At 65.9% G+C, this 17324-nt stretch carries 14 protein-coding genes and 1 tRNA gene; 6 read left to right on the top strand and 9 right to left on the bottom strand.

Annotated elements, in window-relative coordinates:
- Positions 1 to 36 precede the first annotated feature (36 nt).
- Positions 37 to 1470, bottom strand: a complete 1434-nt coding sequence (locus tag VJV41_RS06330; RefSeq protein WP_325332238.1) for a condensation domain-containing protein — start codon at positions 1468 to 1470, stop codon at positions 37 to 39.
- 27 nt (positions 1471 to 1497) lie between these two features.
- Positions 1498 to 7752: a sulfolipid-1 biosynthesis phthioceranic/hydroxyphthioceranic acid synthase gene (pks2, locus tag VJV41_RS06335; RefSeq protein WP_414684894.1), complete on the bottom strand. Its 6255-nt coding sequence runs from the start codon at positions 7750 to 7752 to the stop codon at positions 1498 to 1500.
- A 940-nt stretch (positions 7753 to 8692) separates the two neighbouring features.
- Between pks2 and VJV41_RS06340 the strand changes: the two genes are divergently transcribed.
- A complete protein-coding gene (locus VJV41_RS06340) occupies positions 8693 to 9427 on the top strand; it encodes a hypothetical protein (RefSeq protein WP_325332242.1) in 735 nt (244 codons plus the stop codon).
- Between the two features lie 13 nt (positions 9428 to 9440).
- Positions 9441 to 10049 (top strand): nucleoside deaminase, encoded by a 609-nt coding sequence (locus tag VJV41_RS06345; RefSeq protein WP_325332244.1) that lies wholly within the window; start codon positions 9441 to 9443, stop codon positions 10047 to 10049.
- A gap of 209 nt (positions 10050 to 10258) precedes the next feature.
- On the opposite strand, the gene VJV41_RS06350 is transcribed toward VJV41_RS06345, so the two are convergent.
- From VJV41_RS06350 to VJV41_RS06370, 5 genes are all read right to left on the bottom strand, one after another.
- Positions 10259 to 10331: transfer RNA gene (locus tag VJV41_RS06350), tRNA-Ala, on the bottom strand.
- A 63-nt stretch (positions 10332 to 10394) separates the two neighbouring features.
- The gene (gene glpR, locus VJV41_RS06355) at positions 10395 to 11429 is read right to left on the bottom strand and encodes a gephyrin-like molybdotransferase receptor GlpR (RefSeq protein ID WP_325332246.1); all 1035 of its coding nucleotides are present in this window, start codon (positions 11427 to 11429) and stop codon (positions 10395 to 10397) included.
- A 156-nt stretch (positions 11430 to 11585) separates the two neighbouring features.
- The gene (locus VJV41_RS06360) at positions 11586 to 12239 is read right to left on the bottom strand and encodes a GNAT family protein (protein ID WP_325332248.1); all 654 of its coding nucleotides are present in this window, start codon (positions 12237 to 12239) and stop codon (positions 11586 to 11588) included.
- Positions 12240 to 12259: 20 nt separating this feature from the next.
- Positions 12260 to 13516 (bottom strand): gephyrin-like molybdotransferase Glp, encoded by a 1257-nt coding sequence (gene glp / locus VJV41_RS06365; protein ID WP_325332250.1) that lies wholly within the window; start codon positions 13514 to 13516, stop codon positions 12260 to 12262.
- A 39-nt stretch (positions 13517 to 13555) separates the two neighbouring features.
- A complete protein-coding gene (locus VJV41_RS06370; RefSeq protein ID WP_325332252.1) occupies positions 13556 to 14467 on the bottom strand; it encodes a UTP--glucose-1-phosphate uridylyltransferase in 912 nt (303 codons plus the stop codon).
- 96 nt (positions 14468 to 14563) lie between these two features.
- On the opposite strand from VJV41_RS06370, the gene VJV41_RS06375 reads away from it, so the two are divergent.
- The 3 genes from VJV41_RS06375 (at position 14564) to VJV41_RS06385 (ending at position 16289) form a co-directional block, all read left to right on the top strand.
- A complete protein-coding gene (locus VJV41_RS06375; RefSeq protein WP_325332254.1) occupies positions 14564 to 15163 on the top strand; it encodes a 5-formyltetrahydrofolate cyclo-ligase in 600 nt (199 codons plus the stop codon).
- A 59-nt stretch (positions 15164 to 15222) separates the two neighbouring features.
- Complete coding sequence (locus VJV41_RS06380; RefSeq protein WP_325332255.1) at positions 15223 to 15558, top strand: FmdB family zinc ribbon protein; 336 nt, start codon at positions 15223 to 15225, stop codon at positions 15556 to 15558.
- Between the two features lie 71 nt (positions 15559 to 15629).
- On the top strand, positions 15630 to 16289 hold the full coding sequence (locus VJV41_RS06385) for an SAF domain-containing protein (protein ID WP_325332257.1): 660 nt from the start codon (positions 15630 to 15632) through the stop codon (positions 16287 to 16289).
- A 6-nt stretch (positions 16290 to 16295) separates the two neighbouring features.
- Here the strand turns inward: VJV41_RS06385 and VJV41_RS06390 are convergent, their stop codons facing one another.
- Positions 16296 to 16490, bottom strand: coding sequence for a hypothetical protein (locus VJV41_RS06390; protein WP_325332259.1), 195 nt, complete (start codon positions 16488 to 16490; stop codon positions 16296 to 16298).
- A 138-nt stretch (positions 16491 to 16628) separates the two neighbouring features.
- On the opposite strand from VJV41_RS06390, the gene mscL reads away from it, so the two are divergent.
- A complete protein-coding gene (gene mscL, locus VJV41_RS06395) occupies positions 16629 to 17087 on the top strand; it encodes a large-conductance mechanosensitive channel protein MscL (RefSeq protein WP_325332261.1) in 459 nt (152 codons plus the stop codon).
- Here the strand turns inward: mscL and VJV41_RS06400 are convergent.
- On the bottom strand, positions 17084 to 17324 hold a 241-nt coding region (locus tag VJV41_RS06400; RefSeq protein ID WP_325332263.1), incomplete at its 5' end, for an MspA family porin. The genes mscL and VJV41_RS06400 overlap by 4 nt on opposite strands.

Here is a 17324-nt window from a genome sequence, read left to right on the forward strand (position 1 = left end):
ACGCGACCCCTTGCTCTTTCGACGTCGTCAAACCCATCACAGGTCGAGGTCGACGAGATCGGCGACCGGCGCCATCTCCCCGCGACCGACGACAACGCGGACGAACACGGACTTCATCGCTTCGAGGTAACGCGCGACTGATTCGCGGGCGATCGGATTGTTCGGGAACGCCACCGTCACCGAGGTGCCGTTGCCAAACCGATTTACCCACATACCGATCTGATGCGCCGCCCCGAGTTCGCTGTAAATCTTTCCGTTCAGCCCGTTCCATTCGGCGACGACGGCGGGAGACAGCGGCGCAAGTGTCGCGTCAAGGTAAGAGATCATCGGAACACCCGGGTCGGGTTTCCGGATACCGCACTCGGATGCCAGCTCCAAGACTCGGTCAAAGGGCACGTGCGCCAACTCCAGACCCGAATCGAAGGAAGTCTGTGCAGCGCGGGCTGTCTCGGTGAAAGACGTTGCGGTGACAGGGACGGCGATCGGAACGATGCCGGTGAACCAGCCTGTCGTCATCATCTCGGCATGCGTGGTTCGAGTGCTCGTCGGAGTGATCACGTGATAGGTATCGGCGCCGGTGAGCTGATGTTCGGCGAGCGCGGCGGCGGCGAACACACCGCCGATGAACCGGATACCCGCGTCGGTGCACGCCGACTCGAATCGATTGGACTCTTCTTCGTCCATCAACTGCACGGTGACCAGGTCACCTTCACACGGCACCGACGGATCACCAAGCGGCAGCGGGAATTGCGGAAGGGTTCCGTTGTTGCCTTCGGCGAAGTTGATCCACTTGCGCACCTGTGGCGAATCCAAGGTCAGCGCGGAGGTGAACTCCCGCTGCCGGACACAGTAATCGTCATAGCTGCCCGCGGGCGGCAAAGGGATCGGCGCTCCCCCGCCCACCAGTGCCGCATACATCATGTGGATCTCGACGAACGCCAGACCCATGAACATCGCGTCCACGTGGAGATGGTCGACGCACATGTAGACCGTGAAGTGGTCCGCGCGCTGGATCACCCCGAAGCGGAAGCAATCCCATTGCAGCGGACCGGGAGTGGCCAGTATGTGCTCCCGCCACTCGTCCACGGTCTTCTCGCCGTGCTCCGTCGCGACGAACTTGATGTCCTTGGGGTTGGCGATCGTCCGCCGCACGACGCGATCGTCGTCGACGAATTCGAACCGGCTGCGGTACGTGTCATGCCGACGCAGGTAGGCGTTGATTACGTACGTCATCGCGCGAAGATCGCAGCGCCCGGCGATGTTCCAGGCGGGAATCGTCAGACGCGCCATCTCGGTATTGCGGGCCGCATGCTCGCGATAGGCCCGAAGATGCTGCGCCTGCTGATAACTGGCCGGCACATCGGAGACCGGTGCTTGGTTCGCCTTGGCCGAACTCGCCGGTGACGGGTTCCAGGAGATGAGTTCACCCGGGGCATCAATCCAGTCATGGATTGGTTCTAGTGCGAACACTTCGACTCCTCTTCCTGAAGGCGGTGATCACGCTGATGCGGTTACGGTTTCGTCGGCGGCGAGCGTGTCGCACAGGCTTTCGGCCAATGCCCGGACCGTGTTGACTCCCATGGCAGTGATTCGGATGCCGGTCTCGGCCTCGATGCGGGTGCGAAGCTCGAGGTTGCCCAGCGAGTCCAGCCCGTACTCGGACAGTGGGCGATCCGGATCGATTGCGCGACGCAGGATCAAGCCGACCTGCTCGGCGATCAGCCGGCGCAGATGCGTCGGCCACTCTTCCCGTGGCAGCGCTGCCAACTCGGCGCGCAATCTCCTTCCCTCCGTCGAACCTTGGCCCGCCGATTTGAATGCAGATGCGAACGGGCTGCGCTGCGCGAACGCGGTCAACCACGGGGTGCCAAGGATTGGGGCGTAGCCGGTGTAGACGCGGTCGTAACGCAGCAGTGACTCGAACGCGTACGCGCCCTCGTCAGGCAGGATCGCGGCGTCGTCCTCGGCCAGCGCCGTGCCCCGCCCGATCTCTGCCCACGCACCCCATGCGACGGCGCTGGCCGGAAGGCCCTGCGCTCTGCGCCAGTGCATGAAGGCGTCCAGCCAGCTGTTGGCCGCGGCATAGGCGCCCTGACCCGGCGACCCCACCATCGCCGCTGCCGACGAGAAGGAGCAGAACCAGTCCAGCGGCTGCGATGCCGTTGCCTGGTGCAGGTTCCATGCGCCGTAAACCTTTGGTGCCCAGTCCCGTTCGACGAGCTCGTCGGTGATGTTGGGCAACGTGGCGTCCTCGACCACTGCAGCGGCGTGCAGAACGCCGCGAAGTGGCAGCCCGGTGGCCGTCGCCGCCGCCACCAGCCGCTCGGCCGTGCCGCCAGCGGCGATATCGCCGCACTCGACCACGATGTCCGCGCCGGTGGCGCTGATCAACTCGACGATCTCCTGCGCCTTGACGGTCGGCTGGCTGCGTGACGTGAGCACGATGCGCCCGCAGCCCGCCTCGGCCATCTTCTCGGCGAGGAACAAACCCAGACCACCCAGACCGCCGGTGATGATGTACGCACCGTCTCCGCGGAAGACAGGAACCTGTTCCGGCGGCACCACCACGCGGCTGTGACCGGTGTGCGGCACATCGAGCACCAACTTGCCCGTGTGCTGAGCCCCGCCGATCTGCCGGATCGCCGTCGCCGCCTCGGCGAGCGGATAGTGCGTGATGTCCGGCAAGGGCAGCGAGCCGTCCGCGGTCAGTTGGTACACCTTGTCCAGCAGCCCACGAATCTTGTCCGGATGGGTGACCGTCATCAGCGCGAGGTCGACGGCGTAGAACGACAGGTTGCGACGGAACGGGAACAGACCCAACCGGGTGTCGCCGTAGATGTCGCGCTTGCCGATCTCGACGAACCGCCCGCCGAAGGCGAGCAGCTCCAAGCCTGCGCGCTGCGCCGCGCCGGTCACGGAGTTCAGCACGATGTCGACGCCATATCCGTCGGTGTCGTGGCGGATCTCGTCGGCGAACGCGGTACTGCGCGAATCGTAGACGTGCTGGATTCCCCAGTCGCGCAACAACTGTCGACGCTCGTCGCTGCCTGCGGTGGCGAAGATCTCCGCACCGGCGGCCTTCGCGACCGCGATCGCCGCCTGCCCCACCCCACCGGTCGCGGAGTGGATCAACACCTTGTCACCCGTGGAGATACGGGCCAGCTCCTCCAAGCCGAGCCACACCGTCGCGTACGCCAGACCGACTGCGGCCGCCTCGTGCTCCTTGAGCCCGTCCGGCAATTTCGTGGCGAGGTTGGCTTCACACGTCACGAAGGTGCCCCAGCAGCCGTTGGCCGAAACCCCGCCGACACGGTCACCGACCTTGTGGGTCGTCACGCCAGGCCCGACCGCGGTGACCACGCCGCCGAACTCGGAGCCAAGCTCCGGCAGCCGCCCGTCGAAACTCGGGCACCGGCCGAACGCGACGAGGACATCGGCGAAGTTGATGCTGGACGCGCTCACCGCGACCTCGATCTGACCCGGCCCCGGCGGAACCCGGTCGAACGCAACGAGTTCCAGCGATTCGAGGTCGCCGGGCGTGCGGACCTGCAGCCGCATTCCGCCGCGATCGTTGTCGGCCGTCGTGGTCCGCCGCTCTTCTGCTCGCAGCGGAGCGGGGCACAACCGAGCCGTGTACCACTGGCCGTTGCGCCAGGCGGTTTCGTCTTCGTCCGACCCGGAGAGCAGCTGACGAGCCAATTGCTCACCGTCCGTTGCCTCGTCGACATCGATCTGGGTGGGACGCAACCGCGGATGCTCCATGCCCATCGCCCGCATGAACCCGCGAAGCCCCGCCTGCTCGAGGTTCGGAACGTCGTCGGCGACAACGGTTTGCGCGTTGCGGGCCAGCACATACAGGCGCGGCGGCTCACCCGGCACCTCCGGTAGCTCACGCGCGATCCGCACCACATGACGCACGCAGTCACCGCCGCGCACGCCGGTCTCGGCATCCGTGCCGCCGTGCGATGGCCCGGTCACGACGACCACGCCGGTCAACGCCTGCTCAGCCAGATAGGACGCCAGCAGTTCCGCGTTGGCTTCGTGGTCACTGCGCTGCGGCCATGCCATCGTCGTGCACTCAGCGCCAGTGGTTTTCAGGGCGTCGCTCAGTGTGGCGGCAAGAGCATTGCCGTTATTGCTGGTGTTGATCAGCAGCCACGTGCCCGCGTCGACCTGGTCGGCTTCGGGCAGCTCACGCTGCTGCCATTCGACCGTCAGCAGTCGATCGTTGAGCACACGTTCGGCCTGCGCCGTTTCCGAAGCTCCGGTACCCAGTTGCAGGCCCGTCACGCTCAGCAGGACGGTGCCGTGCTCGTCGAGCACCTCGAGGTCCGCTTCGATCCCGTCGGCATCGGCCTTGATGACTCGGCTGGAGCAGTAATGGGCGTTTCGGGCTGAACCGTAAGCGCGAAGCCGGCGCACGCCCAACGGCAACAACATGCCACCGACGGCCGCACTCTGGACGTCGGGATGGGCCACCACCGACTGGAAGCAGGCGTCCAGCAGCGCCGGGTGCACCCCATAACCACCTTGCTGTGACCGCAGCGGGCCAGGCAGCGCAACTGCGGCCAGCACCGTGTCCGCAGGTGGATCCGCGGTGTAGGCGGTCGCCAAGCCGGCGAAGGCGGCTCCGTGGTGGATTCCGACCGTGTTGAACCCGGCCCGCAAGTCGGCTCCGTCGGCGTCGTGAGGATGAGCCGCGAGCAGACGGTCGATGTCGCGCGTGGCGGGGTCGTCGGCTGACACGTCGGCCTGCAATACCGCGTTGGCCCGCCTCGTGCGTTCGCCCGCTTGATAGGTCTCGACGGCGAATTCGACCACACCCGGCGAGATCACCGATGCCGATGCGGAAACCGGCGTCTGCTCGTCGAGCAGCAGCATCTGCTCGAAGGACACATCACGGACCTCGCTGGCGTCGCCGAGGACGGCACGCGCCGCCGCCAACGCCATCTCGCAGTAGGCCGCGCCCGGCAGCACAGCGACCTCGTGCACCTGGTGGTCACCCAGCCAGGGCTGCGCTTCAGTGCCGACCTCGCCCTGCCACATGTGCCGCTCCGGCTCCTCCGGCAGCACGACGTGCGAGCCCAACAGCGGGTGCACCGAAACGGTGCATCCGCCGCGCGCAGTGGAGTCGTGGCCGTCGCGATCCAACAGCAGCGACGTGTGCGTCCAGGTCGGCAGCGGGGCATCCATCAGCCGCCCGCCGGGATAGAGCACCGAAAAGTCAACTGCGGCACCGACACTGTGCAGATCGGCCACGAAACCGCGCAACCCGTGCGGTAGCTCTTGCTGGCGACGCATCCCCGCCATCACCGCCAGGGGCACGTCCAGACTGCGCGCCGTCTGCTCGACGGCGTGAGTCAGCAACGGGTGCGGCGACAGTTCCGCGAACACCCGGTGTCCATCCTCCAAGGCGGCCTGCACCGCGGCCGCGAACCGCACCGTGTGACGCAGGTTGTCGACCCAGTAGTAGGCGTCCCACTCCGCCAAGTCGCGGGGGTCGTAAAGGGTCGCCGAATAGTGCGGGATCTCCGGCTCGATCGGGCTGAGGTCGGCCAGCACCTCGGCGAGCTCGTCGAGGATCGGATCGACTTGCGGTGAGTGAGATGCGACGTCGACGGCAACCTCGCGTGCCATCACCCCGCGCTCCTCCCACGCGGCGACCAGATCGCGAATCGCTTGCGTGGCGCCACCGACCACCGTCGACTGCGGTGAGGCGACAACCGACAGGACGACGTCGGTCGCGCCACGCGCAGCCAGTTCCGAAAGCACTTGCTGGGCGGGCAGTTCCACGGATGCCATGGCTCCGGAACCGGAGATGCGCGACATCAGCGCCGACCGCCTGCAGATGACCTTCACACCATCCTCGGGCGTCAGCGCGCCGGCCACGACTGCGGCCGCCACCTCCCCCATGGAGTGCCCGATGACCGCACCGGGGGTGACACCGTAGGACTTCATCGTCGCGGCCAGCGCCACCTGCACGGCGAATACGGTGGGCTGGATCCGCTCGATTCCGCTGACCGTCTCCGGCGCGGACATCGCTTGTGTGACAGAGAAATCGGACTCGCGCGCGATCAAGGGCTCCAGCTCGGCGACCGTCGCCGCGAACACCGGCTCTGATGCCAGCAGCTGCGCGCCCATCCCGGCCCACTGTGAGCCCTGTCCGGAGAACACCCACACCGGCCCGCGGTCGTCCTGCGCCACGGCAGGCTGGTACGGGGTGTCACCGTCGGCAACCTCTCGCAACGCCTTGATCAGCTCGTCACGGCTGCTGGCGATCACTGATGTCCGCACGGACCGGTGCCCGCGCCGGCGCGTCAGGGTGTAGGCGAGGTCGGACAGGTCGATTGCGGGTCCACGACCATTGCCGTCGCCGCTTTGCGCGACCCAGTCGGCCAGCCGGCCGGCCGTCCGTCGCAGTTCCTCGGCAGACGTGGACGACAACGGGAATACCAGGGGACCCGCGACATTGGGATGCGCCGCCTCCGCCACTTGCGCGTCTGGGGCCTGTTCAACGATGGCGTGCACGTTCGTGCCTGACAGCCCGTATGCTGACACGCCAGCCCGCCGGGGGTGCTCTCCATTGGTCGGCCACGCTGTATTGACTTGGGGCACAAAAAGGTTCGTGTCGATCTTGGCAAGTTCATCGGGCAGCTGGGTGAAGTGCAGATTCTGTGGAATCACACCGTGCTGCACCGCCAGAACGGCCTTCATCACACCGAGAGCGCCTGCCGCCGATTGGGTGTGGCCGAAATTGGTCTTTACCGACGCCAGCGCGCATGGGCCGTCGGTGCCGTACACCTTGGCGACGCTCGCGTACTCGAGAGGATCCCCGACGGGGGTGCCGGTCCCATGGGCCTCCACCATGCCGACAGTGGTGGCATCCACGTCGGCGACCGCCAGCGCCGCTAGGTACACCGACGTCTGGGCCTCAGCCGAGGGTGTCGCGATGTTGACCGTCCGACCATCATTATTGGCGGCGGTGCCGCGGATCACGGCCAGGATGCGGTCGCCATCCGCTACGGCATCGTCCAGCCTCTTGAGCGTCAACACCACGGAGCCTTCGGCGGAGACGAATCCGTCCGCGGCAACGTCGAACGCATGGCAGTGGCCGGTCGGCGAGAGCATGCCCGCCGCCGAGCCGCCGGCCGCCTTACGGGGTTCCAGGAGGACCGACACGCCGCCCGCCAGCGCGAGGTCGCTCTCGCCGGCCTGCAGACTGCGGCAGGCCGCGTGGATGGCGCTCAGGCCGGAAGAGCATGCAGTGTCGACGGTGACGGCGGGACCATGAACCCCAAGCGCGTAGGAGATGCGTCCGGACGCCAGGCTGAAGCTTGTCCCGGTGAACCCCCACGGCCCCTCCAAAGTCTGGGTGTCCGCGGCCAGATGCCCGTAGTCGTTATGCGTGACTCCCATGAACACGCCGGTTTGCGAACCAGCGACCGTCGCCGGGCTCAGCCCGGCGTGCTCCACGGCCTCCCACGCGGTTTCCAGCAGCAACCGATGTTGGGGATCGATGGCGATCGCCTCGCGCTCGGTGATGCCGAAGAAATCGGCGTCGAACGCCGAGACATCGTCCAAGAAGGCACCCCACTTGGACACGGACCGGCCGGGCACACCGGGCTCGGGGTCGTAGTATTCCTCGGCATCCCACCGGTCAGCGGGCACCTCGCTAACAAAGTCGTCGCCCCGCAGCAACGCCTCCCAGAGCTGATCAGGCGAGTTAATGCCCCCCGGAAGTCGACAAGACATTCCAATTACAGCAACGGGAATAGCGCGTACTTGATCCACGTATGTTCGCCCCTTCTCAAAGCGCAATTGGGAAAGTGGGATTGTATTAGGAGATCGGCAAGAATGTACGCCAACTCATGTGCAGAACACCAATGGAACGGCCGGCCGGCAACGTTGCCGAACAGCATGCACGTGAGCATCATTAATAGCAAACGCCGACAACAAATGTTGTCGGCCGATCCACCCACAGCTGCACAGTCCGCGTGACCGCAGGGTCCCCTTCTCGACCATGACCACGCCGCCGCTAGCGTCGCCCAGCAGCAGTTGTCCGGTCGGGTCGGCAAAATCGCGAGCGGGGTCCCCGGCTATCAGGTCCGCTGGCCAGTCAGTTATCTCTGTCGTTTGCCACGGCTGTGTCAGCACCGTCATGCAGGCGAATCTAGCAGCCGGTTCCCAGGTCTGGGACATTATTCCCAGATTCGCCGTCGAGGTGCCCCACCGCGCATGGGGGTTCGTTTATAGCAAATGACCAAAACGGCAGATCGTCTTATCTACGGTGGCGTAAAGGCGATTATCGGCCACAATGGCAAAGAATGCGTGCTCGTAGCGGCTGTACTCCGATCGGCCGACAGCCGCTCACCAGCGCTTATCGGTGAGTATCTCGACCCGACACTAACTATTAACCAATCGCAGGTGACAACTATCCACAGGCGCTAAAAGTTGCGGAAACAAGCGCACCGATTCGACCCAAACCGCCTCGACCTTATGGTTCGTATGGTTCGGCGAACCGCTTAGAATTAGCCTTCGCGTCGAACTGTGGACAGTTCGCTGTTGACGCGAGCGTTGAAAACGTTGGTAGTCATGCGGAAATGAAATGTTTGTGTTAACGCGGCAACCAATAGACGAATCACTGTGATTGTCTTAGAGTGTCTAATCGATTCCTACGTCGAGGGCTTTCGACATGGCGTTAGCAACACTCATCGCGATCACTCTGGCGTGCATCGCGTGGAGCCTGTGGATCCGCCGAGTCACGTGGACATGCCGCTGGGAAATCGCGGCAACCCTCAACATCGCGCTGCAGGGAACCGCCCTGTTCTTCATGTCTCCCTTCGCTTCGGAAACGCTCGGGCGGGCGCTGCACGCGCTTAGCGGGGTGTGGAACCTCGAGGACTACATCGGCCACGATTGCTACGTCGTCGCGGCATCGGCGATCGTCTACAACGCGATCGGCCGGCTCGCTGACGACCACACTACGGCAGCGCTGTTCAAGCGGCACATCGAGTTCCCGGCCACAATTTGCATCCCGCTGCTGCTTGCGACGTTCACGATCGGCAACGGGGCGAGCATCTACCAGCCCGACTTCTTCGAGGTGCCAACCGATTCCTGGCTGAGCCTGTACTGGCTGTTGCTTTGCGGGACACTGATCTACCTGTTGGCGTACGGGTCGCGGGCGCTGCTGATTCTCCGAAAGGACCGACGATCCCGGTTCATCGCCGACTGGTACCTCGCGGCTTCGGCGAGCGGCATCGTCGCGTGCGTCGTCCGAATCAGCACGGCTTACGTCCCGGCGCTGCAGTCGATCGAACACGGCAGGCTGGTGTGGTTCTTCGCATGCACCTGTGGCGCGGGATTTGCGCTCGCATCGGCGCACTCGTGGCGAACCAAGATCAAGTGGTTCAGACACGCGAACCGTTAGCGACCTATCGTTCGTGCATAGCTCACATCACGGCGGGCGGGGAGGAAGACGATTGAGCGCTAATGAAGCCTTCATGGCCGAGGCATGTCGGCTGGCCAAGGAGTCGGTCGACAACGGCTGGGGCGGTCCATTCGGCGCTGTCCTGGTGAAGGATGACAAGATCGTGGCTCGAGGCCAGAACCGCGTCTTGCTCACCGGCGACCCCACCTGCCACGCGGAGATCGAAACGATCCGCGCGGCATCGCTCATCTTGAACCCGGAGGCGCCGTCCATCGCCCCCGATCGGGTGAATCAGACACTGCTGGAACTGGTTCCGCGTCCGGCAGGCTCGACCGATCCGGTTCCCGAGCGCGCAAAAATGCTGATGGGACACGAGCTCTACGTCAGCGGGGCGCCATGCCCGATGTGCATGAGCGCCATTTACTGGGCGCGTATCGCCGCGGTGTATTTCGCGAACGACCTCGAGGCGACCCGCGAGATCGGTTTCGACGACGCGTTCCAGTACGAAGACTTCGTCAAGCCGCTTCGCGAGCGTCGCATCCACATGGAGCAGTTCCGACCCGAACTGGCCAAGGCCGCCTACGAGGCGTGGGACAGCAGGCCCGACAAGCACCCGTACTAGTTTGCTCAAGCGGTACGCCGCCGAGGTCCGCGTCGTGCACCTCACCGTTGTCGTCGTGGTTACAGCAACGCCGACGGGAAGGCCCAGCGCCCCGTGGCGCATCACCGGCCACGCAGCCTGATGGGTGAAAGTTCACCGGCAATCGCCAAGCACTTCCTCGCGAGCGAGTCCTGATGCGGGCGAAGCGGCCTTGACATGCCCAAATGTTGTGGAGCTAAGGGGAATCGAACCCCTGACCTACTCGATGCGAACGAGTCGCGCTACCAACTGCGCCATAGCCCCTGGTACCGGTAGCAGGCTACCAGCCCGCGCCGTCGCTGCCGAAATCGGCAATGAGCTGCTGAGCTACTGCCCTGCCGCCCGCGGCAGGTCGAATTCCCGCGCAAACGGGGCGTAGTCGAGGTGCTCGAAAGCGGGGTCTTCGTCGTCGATCTCCAGGACGACAGACCCAGGCCTGCGCAGCCGGGAGGGTACGACGTCGAACTGGTGGTCCTCGGTGTTCTCCACCCCAAGGCGTGCCCGCGCCATCCGTTGGGCTCGGCGCCGGCGCAGCCGCTCCTCGATGCGGGTCTGACGGCGCAGGTAGGCCAGGTAGAGCATGGTCACCACACCGATCGAACCGCACGCCCACCATGCCATCGGAGCGACGGTGAACGCGACGGTGGCCAATACGAGGACCAGTGCCGCCAGGACCGTCAGCATGCGCTTGCGGAATTTGTACTTGCGCACACTCACCGTCGCGGCGGTCTTCGATTCGTATCGGCGGCGGCGGGCGGCGCTCAGCGAGTCAGCGAGCTGCAGGTCGGAGTCAGACGGTGCCTCAAGGCCCGACGAGTCGGCGACGTACTCGTACTCGTCGTCGGCGGGGTCGTCCTCGCCGTCGTACTCGTCCTGCGGCTCCACGGCTTCGACCGGCTCGTCGAAATCCAATGGCAGCTCGTCCGTTTGGCCCACGGGCTCCGGCTCTGGCTCGCCGATTTCCTCGACGGGCTCGTCGTCGGATTCGCTGACCGAGGATCCGACGGGCAGTGCGCCGGAGTCCTCCTCCACCACGTCGACGTCGAGGTAGTCGGGGCCGGTGTCGTCCTCGGTGTCGACGACTGCTGCCCTGATCACCGACCGCTCCGCGGGTTCATCGTCGAGCTCGTCATCGATGTCGTCGTCGGACGGTCGCCAATCTGGATCGCTGCGGTGCCCGGCCGCAGGCGCCGGGCGACGCAGCAGCCGCGAACGGCGCCCGCTGTTGAGAACTCGCGTCGCCAGGGCCACGTCGCTGGTGCGGCGGACGGCATCACGCTTGCTGATCAGCATCGGGACTAGCACGAAGAGCCAGAGCACGACGAGAGAGATCCACAGGAGAGATTGGGGGATGCTTGGCATGTCGCCTGCTCCTTTCCCCTTCAGGCTAGGTTCGTGACCAGCGCATCCGGAGACGGCGCGCCGAAGTCAATTACACACCTGTAATTCATAACTAACAAGCACCATCAGTCACAAATGTCACATGAGTAACATCTGGGCAGCGACTTCGCTGCCTCGCTAGGACCAGCTCGCGTGGCCTCCGCGCACCAGTGCCGACGACGCCGAGCCCTTGAGTTCGTCGACGGTGACGGCCACCAGGAGGTGATCACGCCATGCGCCGTCCACCTCCAGGTAGCGCTTTAGCAGGCCTTCTTCGCGGAATCCCACCTTCGCCAGCACGGCCCGGCTCGCGGCGTTCTCAGGCCGCACGGTGGCCTCGACGCGATGCAGCGCGACCGGGCCGAAACAGTGGTCAAGTCCCAGCGCAAGGGCTGCGGTCGCCACGCCGCCGCCCGTGGCGGTGCTCGCGACCCAATATCCGATCCAGGCCGAGCGCAGCGCGCCGTGAGTGACGTTGCCGATGGTCAGCTGTCCGGAAAACTGCCCGTCGACCTCGATCACGTACGGCAACATCCGGCCCTTGCGCGCTTCCGAGCGCAGCCCCGAACAGACCGATGGCCACGACGAAATAGCATGGCGCACATCCCAATTGAGTTCGGTCACCGGTTCCCACGGCTCCAGGTGAGCGCGGTCTGCCAGCCTGATCCGGCTCCATTGCGCGCCGTCACGCAACCGCACCGGCCGCAATCGCACCACCCCGGCAGGTACGCGCAGCGGACCGACGGGCGTCGGCCAGCCCGGATGCATGGAAGTGGAACGCCACAGGTTCATGACAACAGCCGGTTCGGGCCTCAGCCGCGTTGAGCCAGGAACGCGACGTCGACGATCTCGCCGGTGCGGATCTGCTCGGCCTCGCTCGGAACGACCACCAGACAATTCGCTTCAGCGAGTGTCGCCAACAGATGCGACGACGCGCCCGGCGCCCCACCGAGGGCCTGCACCAGATATTCACCGGTGTCCTGGTCGCGCATCAGCTGACCCCGCAGGTAGCCCTTGCGGCCGGCCACCGAGCTGATCGGCGACAACGTGCGGGCCTGCACGACGCGGCGCATCGGCTGACGCTTGCCCAGCGAGAGCCGGATCAGTGGGCGCACCATGACCTCGAAGACCACCAGCGCGCTCACCGGGTTCGCGGGCAACAAGAACACCGGAACACCTTCCGGGCCGAGCTGGCCGAAGCCCTGCACTGAGCCGGGATGCATCGCAATGCGGGTGACCTCCATCTCGCCGAGTTGCGCGAGCACCGACCGCACACTTTCGGCAGCGGCGCCGCCGACCGCGCCCGCGATCACCACCACCTCGGCGCGATTGACTTGGCCCTCAACGATTTCCCGCAATTCCTTGGGATCGGTGTCGACGATGCCGACGCGGTTCACCTCGGCGCCGGCATCGCGGCCCGCTGCGGCGAGGGCGTAGGAATTGACGTCGTAGACCTGCCCGTTGCCGGGCGTCCTCGAGATGTCGACGAGCTCACCGCCGACGCACATCACCGACAGGCGAGGCCGCGGATGCACCAGCACGCGCTCTCGTCCGACCGCGGCGAGCAGGCCAACCTGAGCGGGGCCGATGATGGTGCCCGCGCGCACCGCAACGTCGCCCGGCTGGACGTCATCACCTGTGCGGCGGACGTACGCTCCGGACCGCACTCCGCGCAATACGGTCACCCGCGACTCGCCGCCGTCGGTCCAGCGCAAAGGCAGCACGGCGTCGGCCAGCGTGGGCATCGGCGCACCCGTCTGAACGCGGGCCGCCTGGCGTGGCTGCAAGCGGCTCGGTGTGCGGGCACCGGCGTCGATCGACCCCATCACGGGCAGGCTGACCTCGCGGTCGCCCTCGTCGTCGCCATCCGCGGCGCCGACGCCAAGTACGTCCACGCTGCGAACTGCGTACCCGTCAATGGCGGCCTGATCGAAACCCGGAAGCGGGCGTTCGGTGACGACCTCCTCGGCGCACATCAATCCCTGAGCTTCGGCGATCGCTACGCGGACCGGTCGGGGCGCCACTGCGGCCGCCGCTACCCGGGCCTGCTGCTCCTCGACCGAACGCACTGCACCCCTATCTCTGCGTCAAGGGGCCGTCATGGCGTGTTAGCAGTCGATCAGCCCCAATCGCTCCACCAACCACCGCCGCAATTCGGGCCCGTAGTCGTCACGCTCCAACGCAAAGTCAACCGCAGCCTTGAGATAGCCGCCGGGATTTCCGAGGTCGTGTCGAGACCCGCGGTGCACGACCACATGCACCGGATGGCCCTCATTGATGAGCAGGGCGATGGCGTCGGTGAGCTGGATCTCGCCGCCGGCCCCGCGTGGAACTCGCTTGAGCGCGTCGAAGATCGCGCGGTCGAGCACGTAGCGTCCGGCCGCGGCGTACGGCGACGGCGCGTCTTCGGCCTTGGGCTTTTCGAACATGCCCTTGACCCGCATCACGTTCGGGTTGTTGGTGTCCGGAATGGCCTCGACATCGAAAACGCCGTAGGCGCTTATCTCATCGGGCGGCACTTCGATCGCGCACAGCACCGACCCGCCCCGTTTGGCTCGCACCTTCGACATGGTCTCGAGCACGCCGGTCGGCAGGACAAGGTCGTCGGGCAGTAACACCGCAACCGCATCTTCATCAGGCAAGAGGCTGCCTTCGACGCAGCCCACGGCGTGGCCGAGGCCCAGCGGTTCGGCCTGAACCACGGACTCGACCTTGATCAGTGCAGGCGCGCGGCGGACCTTCTCCAGCATGACGTGCTTGCCGCGCGCTTCCAGCGTGCCCTCGAGAACCAGGTCGTCGACGAAGTGCGCGACGACGCCGTCCTTGCCCTCGGAGGTGACGATGATCAGCCGCTCCGCGCCCGCTTCGGCCGCCTCGGCGGCCACCAGCTCAATGCCCGGAGTGTCCACGACGGGCAGCAACTCCTTGGGCACCGTCTTGGTGGCAGGCAGAAATCGTGTCCCCAACCCCGCGGCCGGGACGACCGCTGTGCGCGGGATAGGAACCTCGGGCCGTGTCATCGTTGACACATTAACCGCATTGGCTTGGTTAAACCCGGCAAGCCCAGCTTTTGACGGCTTTGCGATGGCTGCGACTTGCCTGTCATCGTTGACGCCGTGGCGTCCCCGACCAAAACCGAGCTGCGAGCAGACATCCTGGCGGCTCGCCGGGGGCTGGCCGCCCACCTGCACGACGCCGAGGCATATGCGCTGTGTGGGCATCTGCCGGCATTCATCGCCAGCGGGCAAACCGTTTGCGCCTATGTTCCGGTCGGATCCGAGCCCGGCTCGATCCAGTTGATCGATTCGCTGCTGCGGCGAGGCGTACGGGTCCTATTGCCGGTCGCCCGCCATGACGCCGCGGGCATCCCCGAGCCCCTGCAGTGGGGCGAGTACCGGCCCGACGGCCTCGTCGAAGCGCGGTTCGGGCTGCGCGAGCCAGGCGGTCCGCGGCTTGGAGCCGACGCGATCGCATCCGCAGTCGTGGTTCTGGTGCCTGCGCTTGCGGTGGATCGCGAGGGGGTCCGGCTCGGGCGCGGCGCGGGTTTCTACGACCGTTCCTTGCCCCTGGCCGACGCGGCGGCCCGGTTGGTGGCGGTTGTTCGCGACGAGGAGCTCGTCGACCGGCTCCCTGGCGAACCACACGATGTGCGGATGACGCACGCACTGGCACCGAACCGCGGACTGGTCGAGCTCGGAATGATCGAGCTCACGTAGCGGTTCTAGCACTTGAGCCGGTAGAGTGCTAAGAAGTTTTGACCACCTCGGAGGTTTTCGTGCCTACCTATTCCTATGCGTGCACCGAATGCGGCAATCGGTTCGATGCGGTGCAGGCGTTCAGCGACGCCGCGCTGACCAACTGCCCCCAGTGCAGCGGCCGACTGCGCAAGCTGTTCGGCAACGTGGGAGTGGTGTTCAAGGGCAGCGGGTTCTACCGCACCGACAGCCGTGAGCCTGCCAAGAGCTCGTCCAACGGATCGTCGTCCAGCTCGGAGTCCACGAGCTCGTCGTCGTCATCGTCATCATCGTCAGAGAAGTCCAGCTCCACCTCGTCGAACGGTTCGAGTTCGCCCTCGACCAGCTCGGCACCTGCGGCCGCCGCCTCGAGCTGACGCCGGCGAAGTTATCCACAGGCGCGTGCTGACCCGCGCCGTCACATCCTTCTGCTGCCTAGCGTGGCGGCATGGGGGACTCTCTTAATCCGTCGGCTCCGAGTCGGCTGCTGGCCGCGATCCGGCCCGACTGGACGCGCACCGTGGCCGCCCGACGTGTGGTGGCCGGTGCACTGGTCGTCTTGGCGGCCGTCGCTGCGTTGCGCTCCGGCCCCGACGCTGACCGCACCCCGATCGTCGTCGCCGCGCATGACCTCGCACCAGGGATCGAACTGAGCGCCTCCGACCTCCGCCTCGAAACACGCTCGGCCGCAACGGTTCCTGACGGATCGCAATCGGATGTCGGTGCCGTGGTCGGCGCACGACTGGCGGGTCCCGCTCGTCGCGGCGAGGTGCTGACCGATGTGCGACTGCTTGGTCCGCGGCTGGCCGAATCCACAGCGGGACCCGACGCACGCATCGTGCCGCTACCCCTGTCCGACACCGCCCTGCTCGACCTGGTCCGTCCGGGCGATGTGGTGGACGTGCTGGCGGCCGCCACGTCGGACACCGGCGCCGACGCCAAACCCCAAGTCGTCGCCACCGATGCTGTCGTGGTCCTGGTGTCAGAGAAGCCCAAGGGCGCCGGCGCCGGACGCGACCGAGTGGTGTTGGTGGCGCTTCCGGCTCACTCCGCCAACGACGTCGCCGCCGCGGCGCTCGCGCAGACCGTGACGCTCACCTTCCACTGATGGCCGTCAGTGTGGCGGAGCGGGCACCGGTGTCGTCGTCGGCGCCGCAGGCCCACCGTGCTGGATCACGTCCATGACCATGTCGCCCAATTCATCCGACGAGGATGTGGTCGGGGTAGGGGGCGCCGGATCGGCATTGGCCGTTGCGACCGCCGAGAGGCCAATGAGCAGACCTGCCACCGTCGCCAACAGCCACCGCATCGTCGCTCCGTTCGTTTTCGCCTGCTGCACAGGTTGATTCCCCGCGAAGCTAGCACCGAGCATCAACCGACGCATGCCCAATCCGACTAACGTCGTGTTTCTGTGGATAGCACACGACTTCAGGAGGGATCTGAGCGCATGTTGAAGGGATTCAAGGAGTTTCTCTCAAGAGGCAACATCGTCGACCTGTCCGTCGCGGTGGTCATCGGCACCGCCTTCACGGGCTTGGTCACGAAGTTCACCGAGAGCATCATCGAGCCGTTGATCAGCCGCATCGGCGCAGGCCGCGATTCCGAGTACGGAATCCTGCGGATCGGCATCGGCGGCGGCCAGACCATCGACCTGAACATCCTGCTGTCGGCGGCCATCAACTTCATCCTTGTCGCCGCGGTGGTCTACTTCCTCGTCGTCCTTCCGTACAACCGGCTGCGGAAGAAGGGCGAGGTCGAGCAGGCCCAGGACACCGAGCTGAGCCTGCTGACCGAGATCCGCAACATCCTCGCCGAGACGAACGGTCAATCCGGAGGGCATGTCAGTGGGCCGGGCACCGGCCCGAGCCCCGACACCGCCAAGACGACGAGCGCCGACAAGTCCTAGTTCATGTTCCAGGGTTCGCCGTAGGTGGTGACGCTGTCACCGGCCTTGGAGATCAGGCGGGCGAACGGACGCAGCAGCACGCCACCGGCCGCACCAGTCACGGTGCCGTGCGCGTTGGACACCGCCACCTTGCCGTGCGGACCCGACACGTCCACCGAGAACGTCGCCACTTCCTGAATACCGGGGCCGTTACCCAGGTCAGCACTGATCGACACACCCGGGAACAGGTTCGGGGTG

Source organism: Mycobacterium sp., assembly GCF_035274705.1.
In the GTDB taxonomy this organism is placed as follows: domain Bacteria; phylum Actinomycetota; class Actinomycetes; order Mycobacteriales; family Mycobacteriaceae; genus Mycobacterium.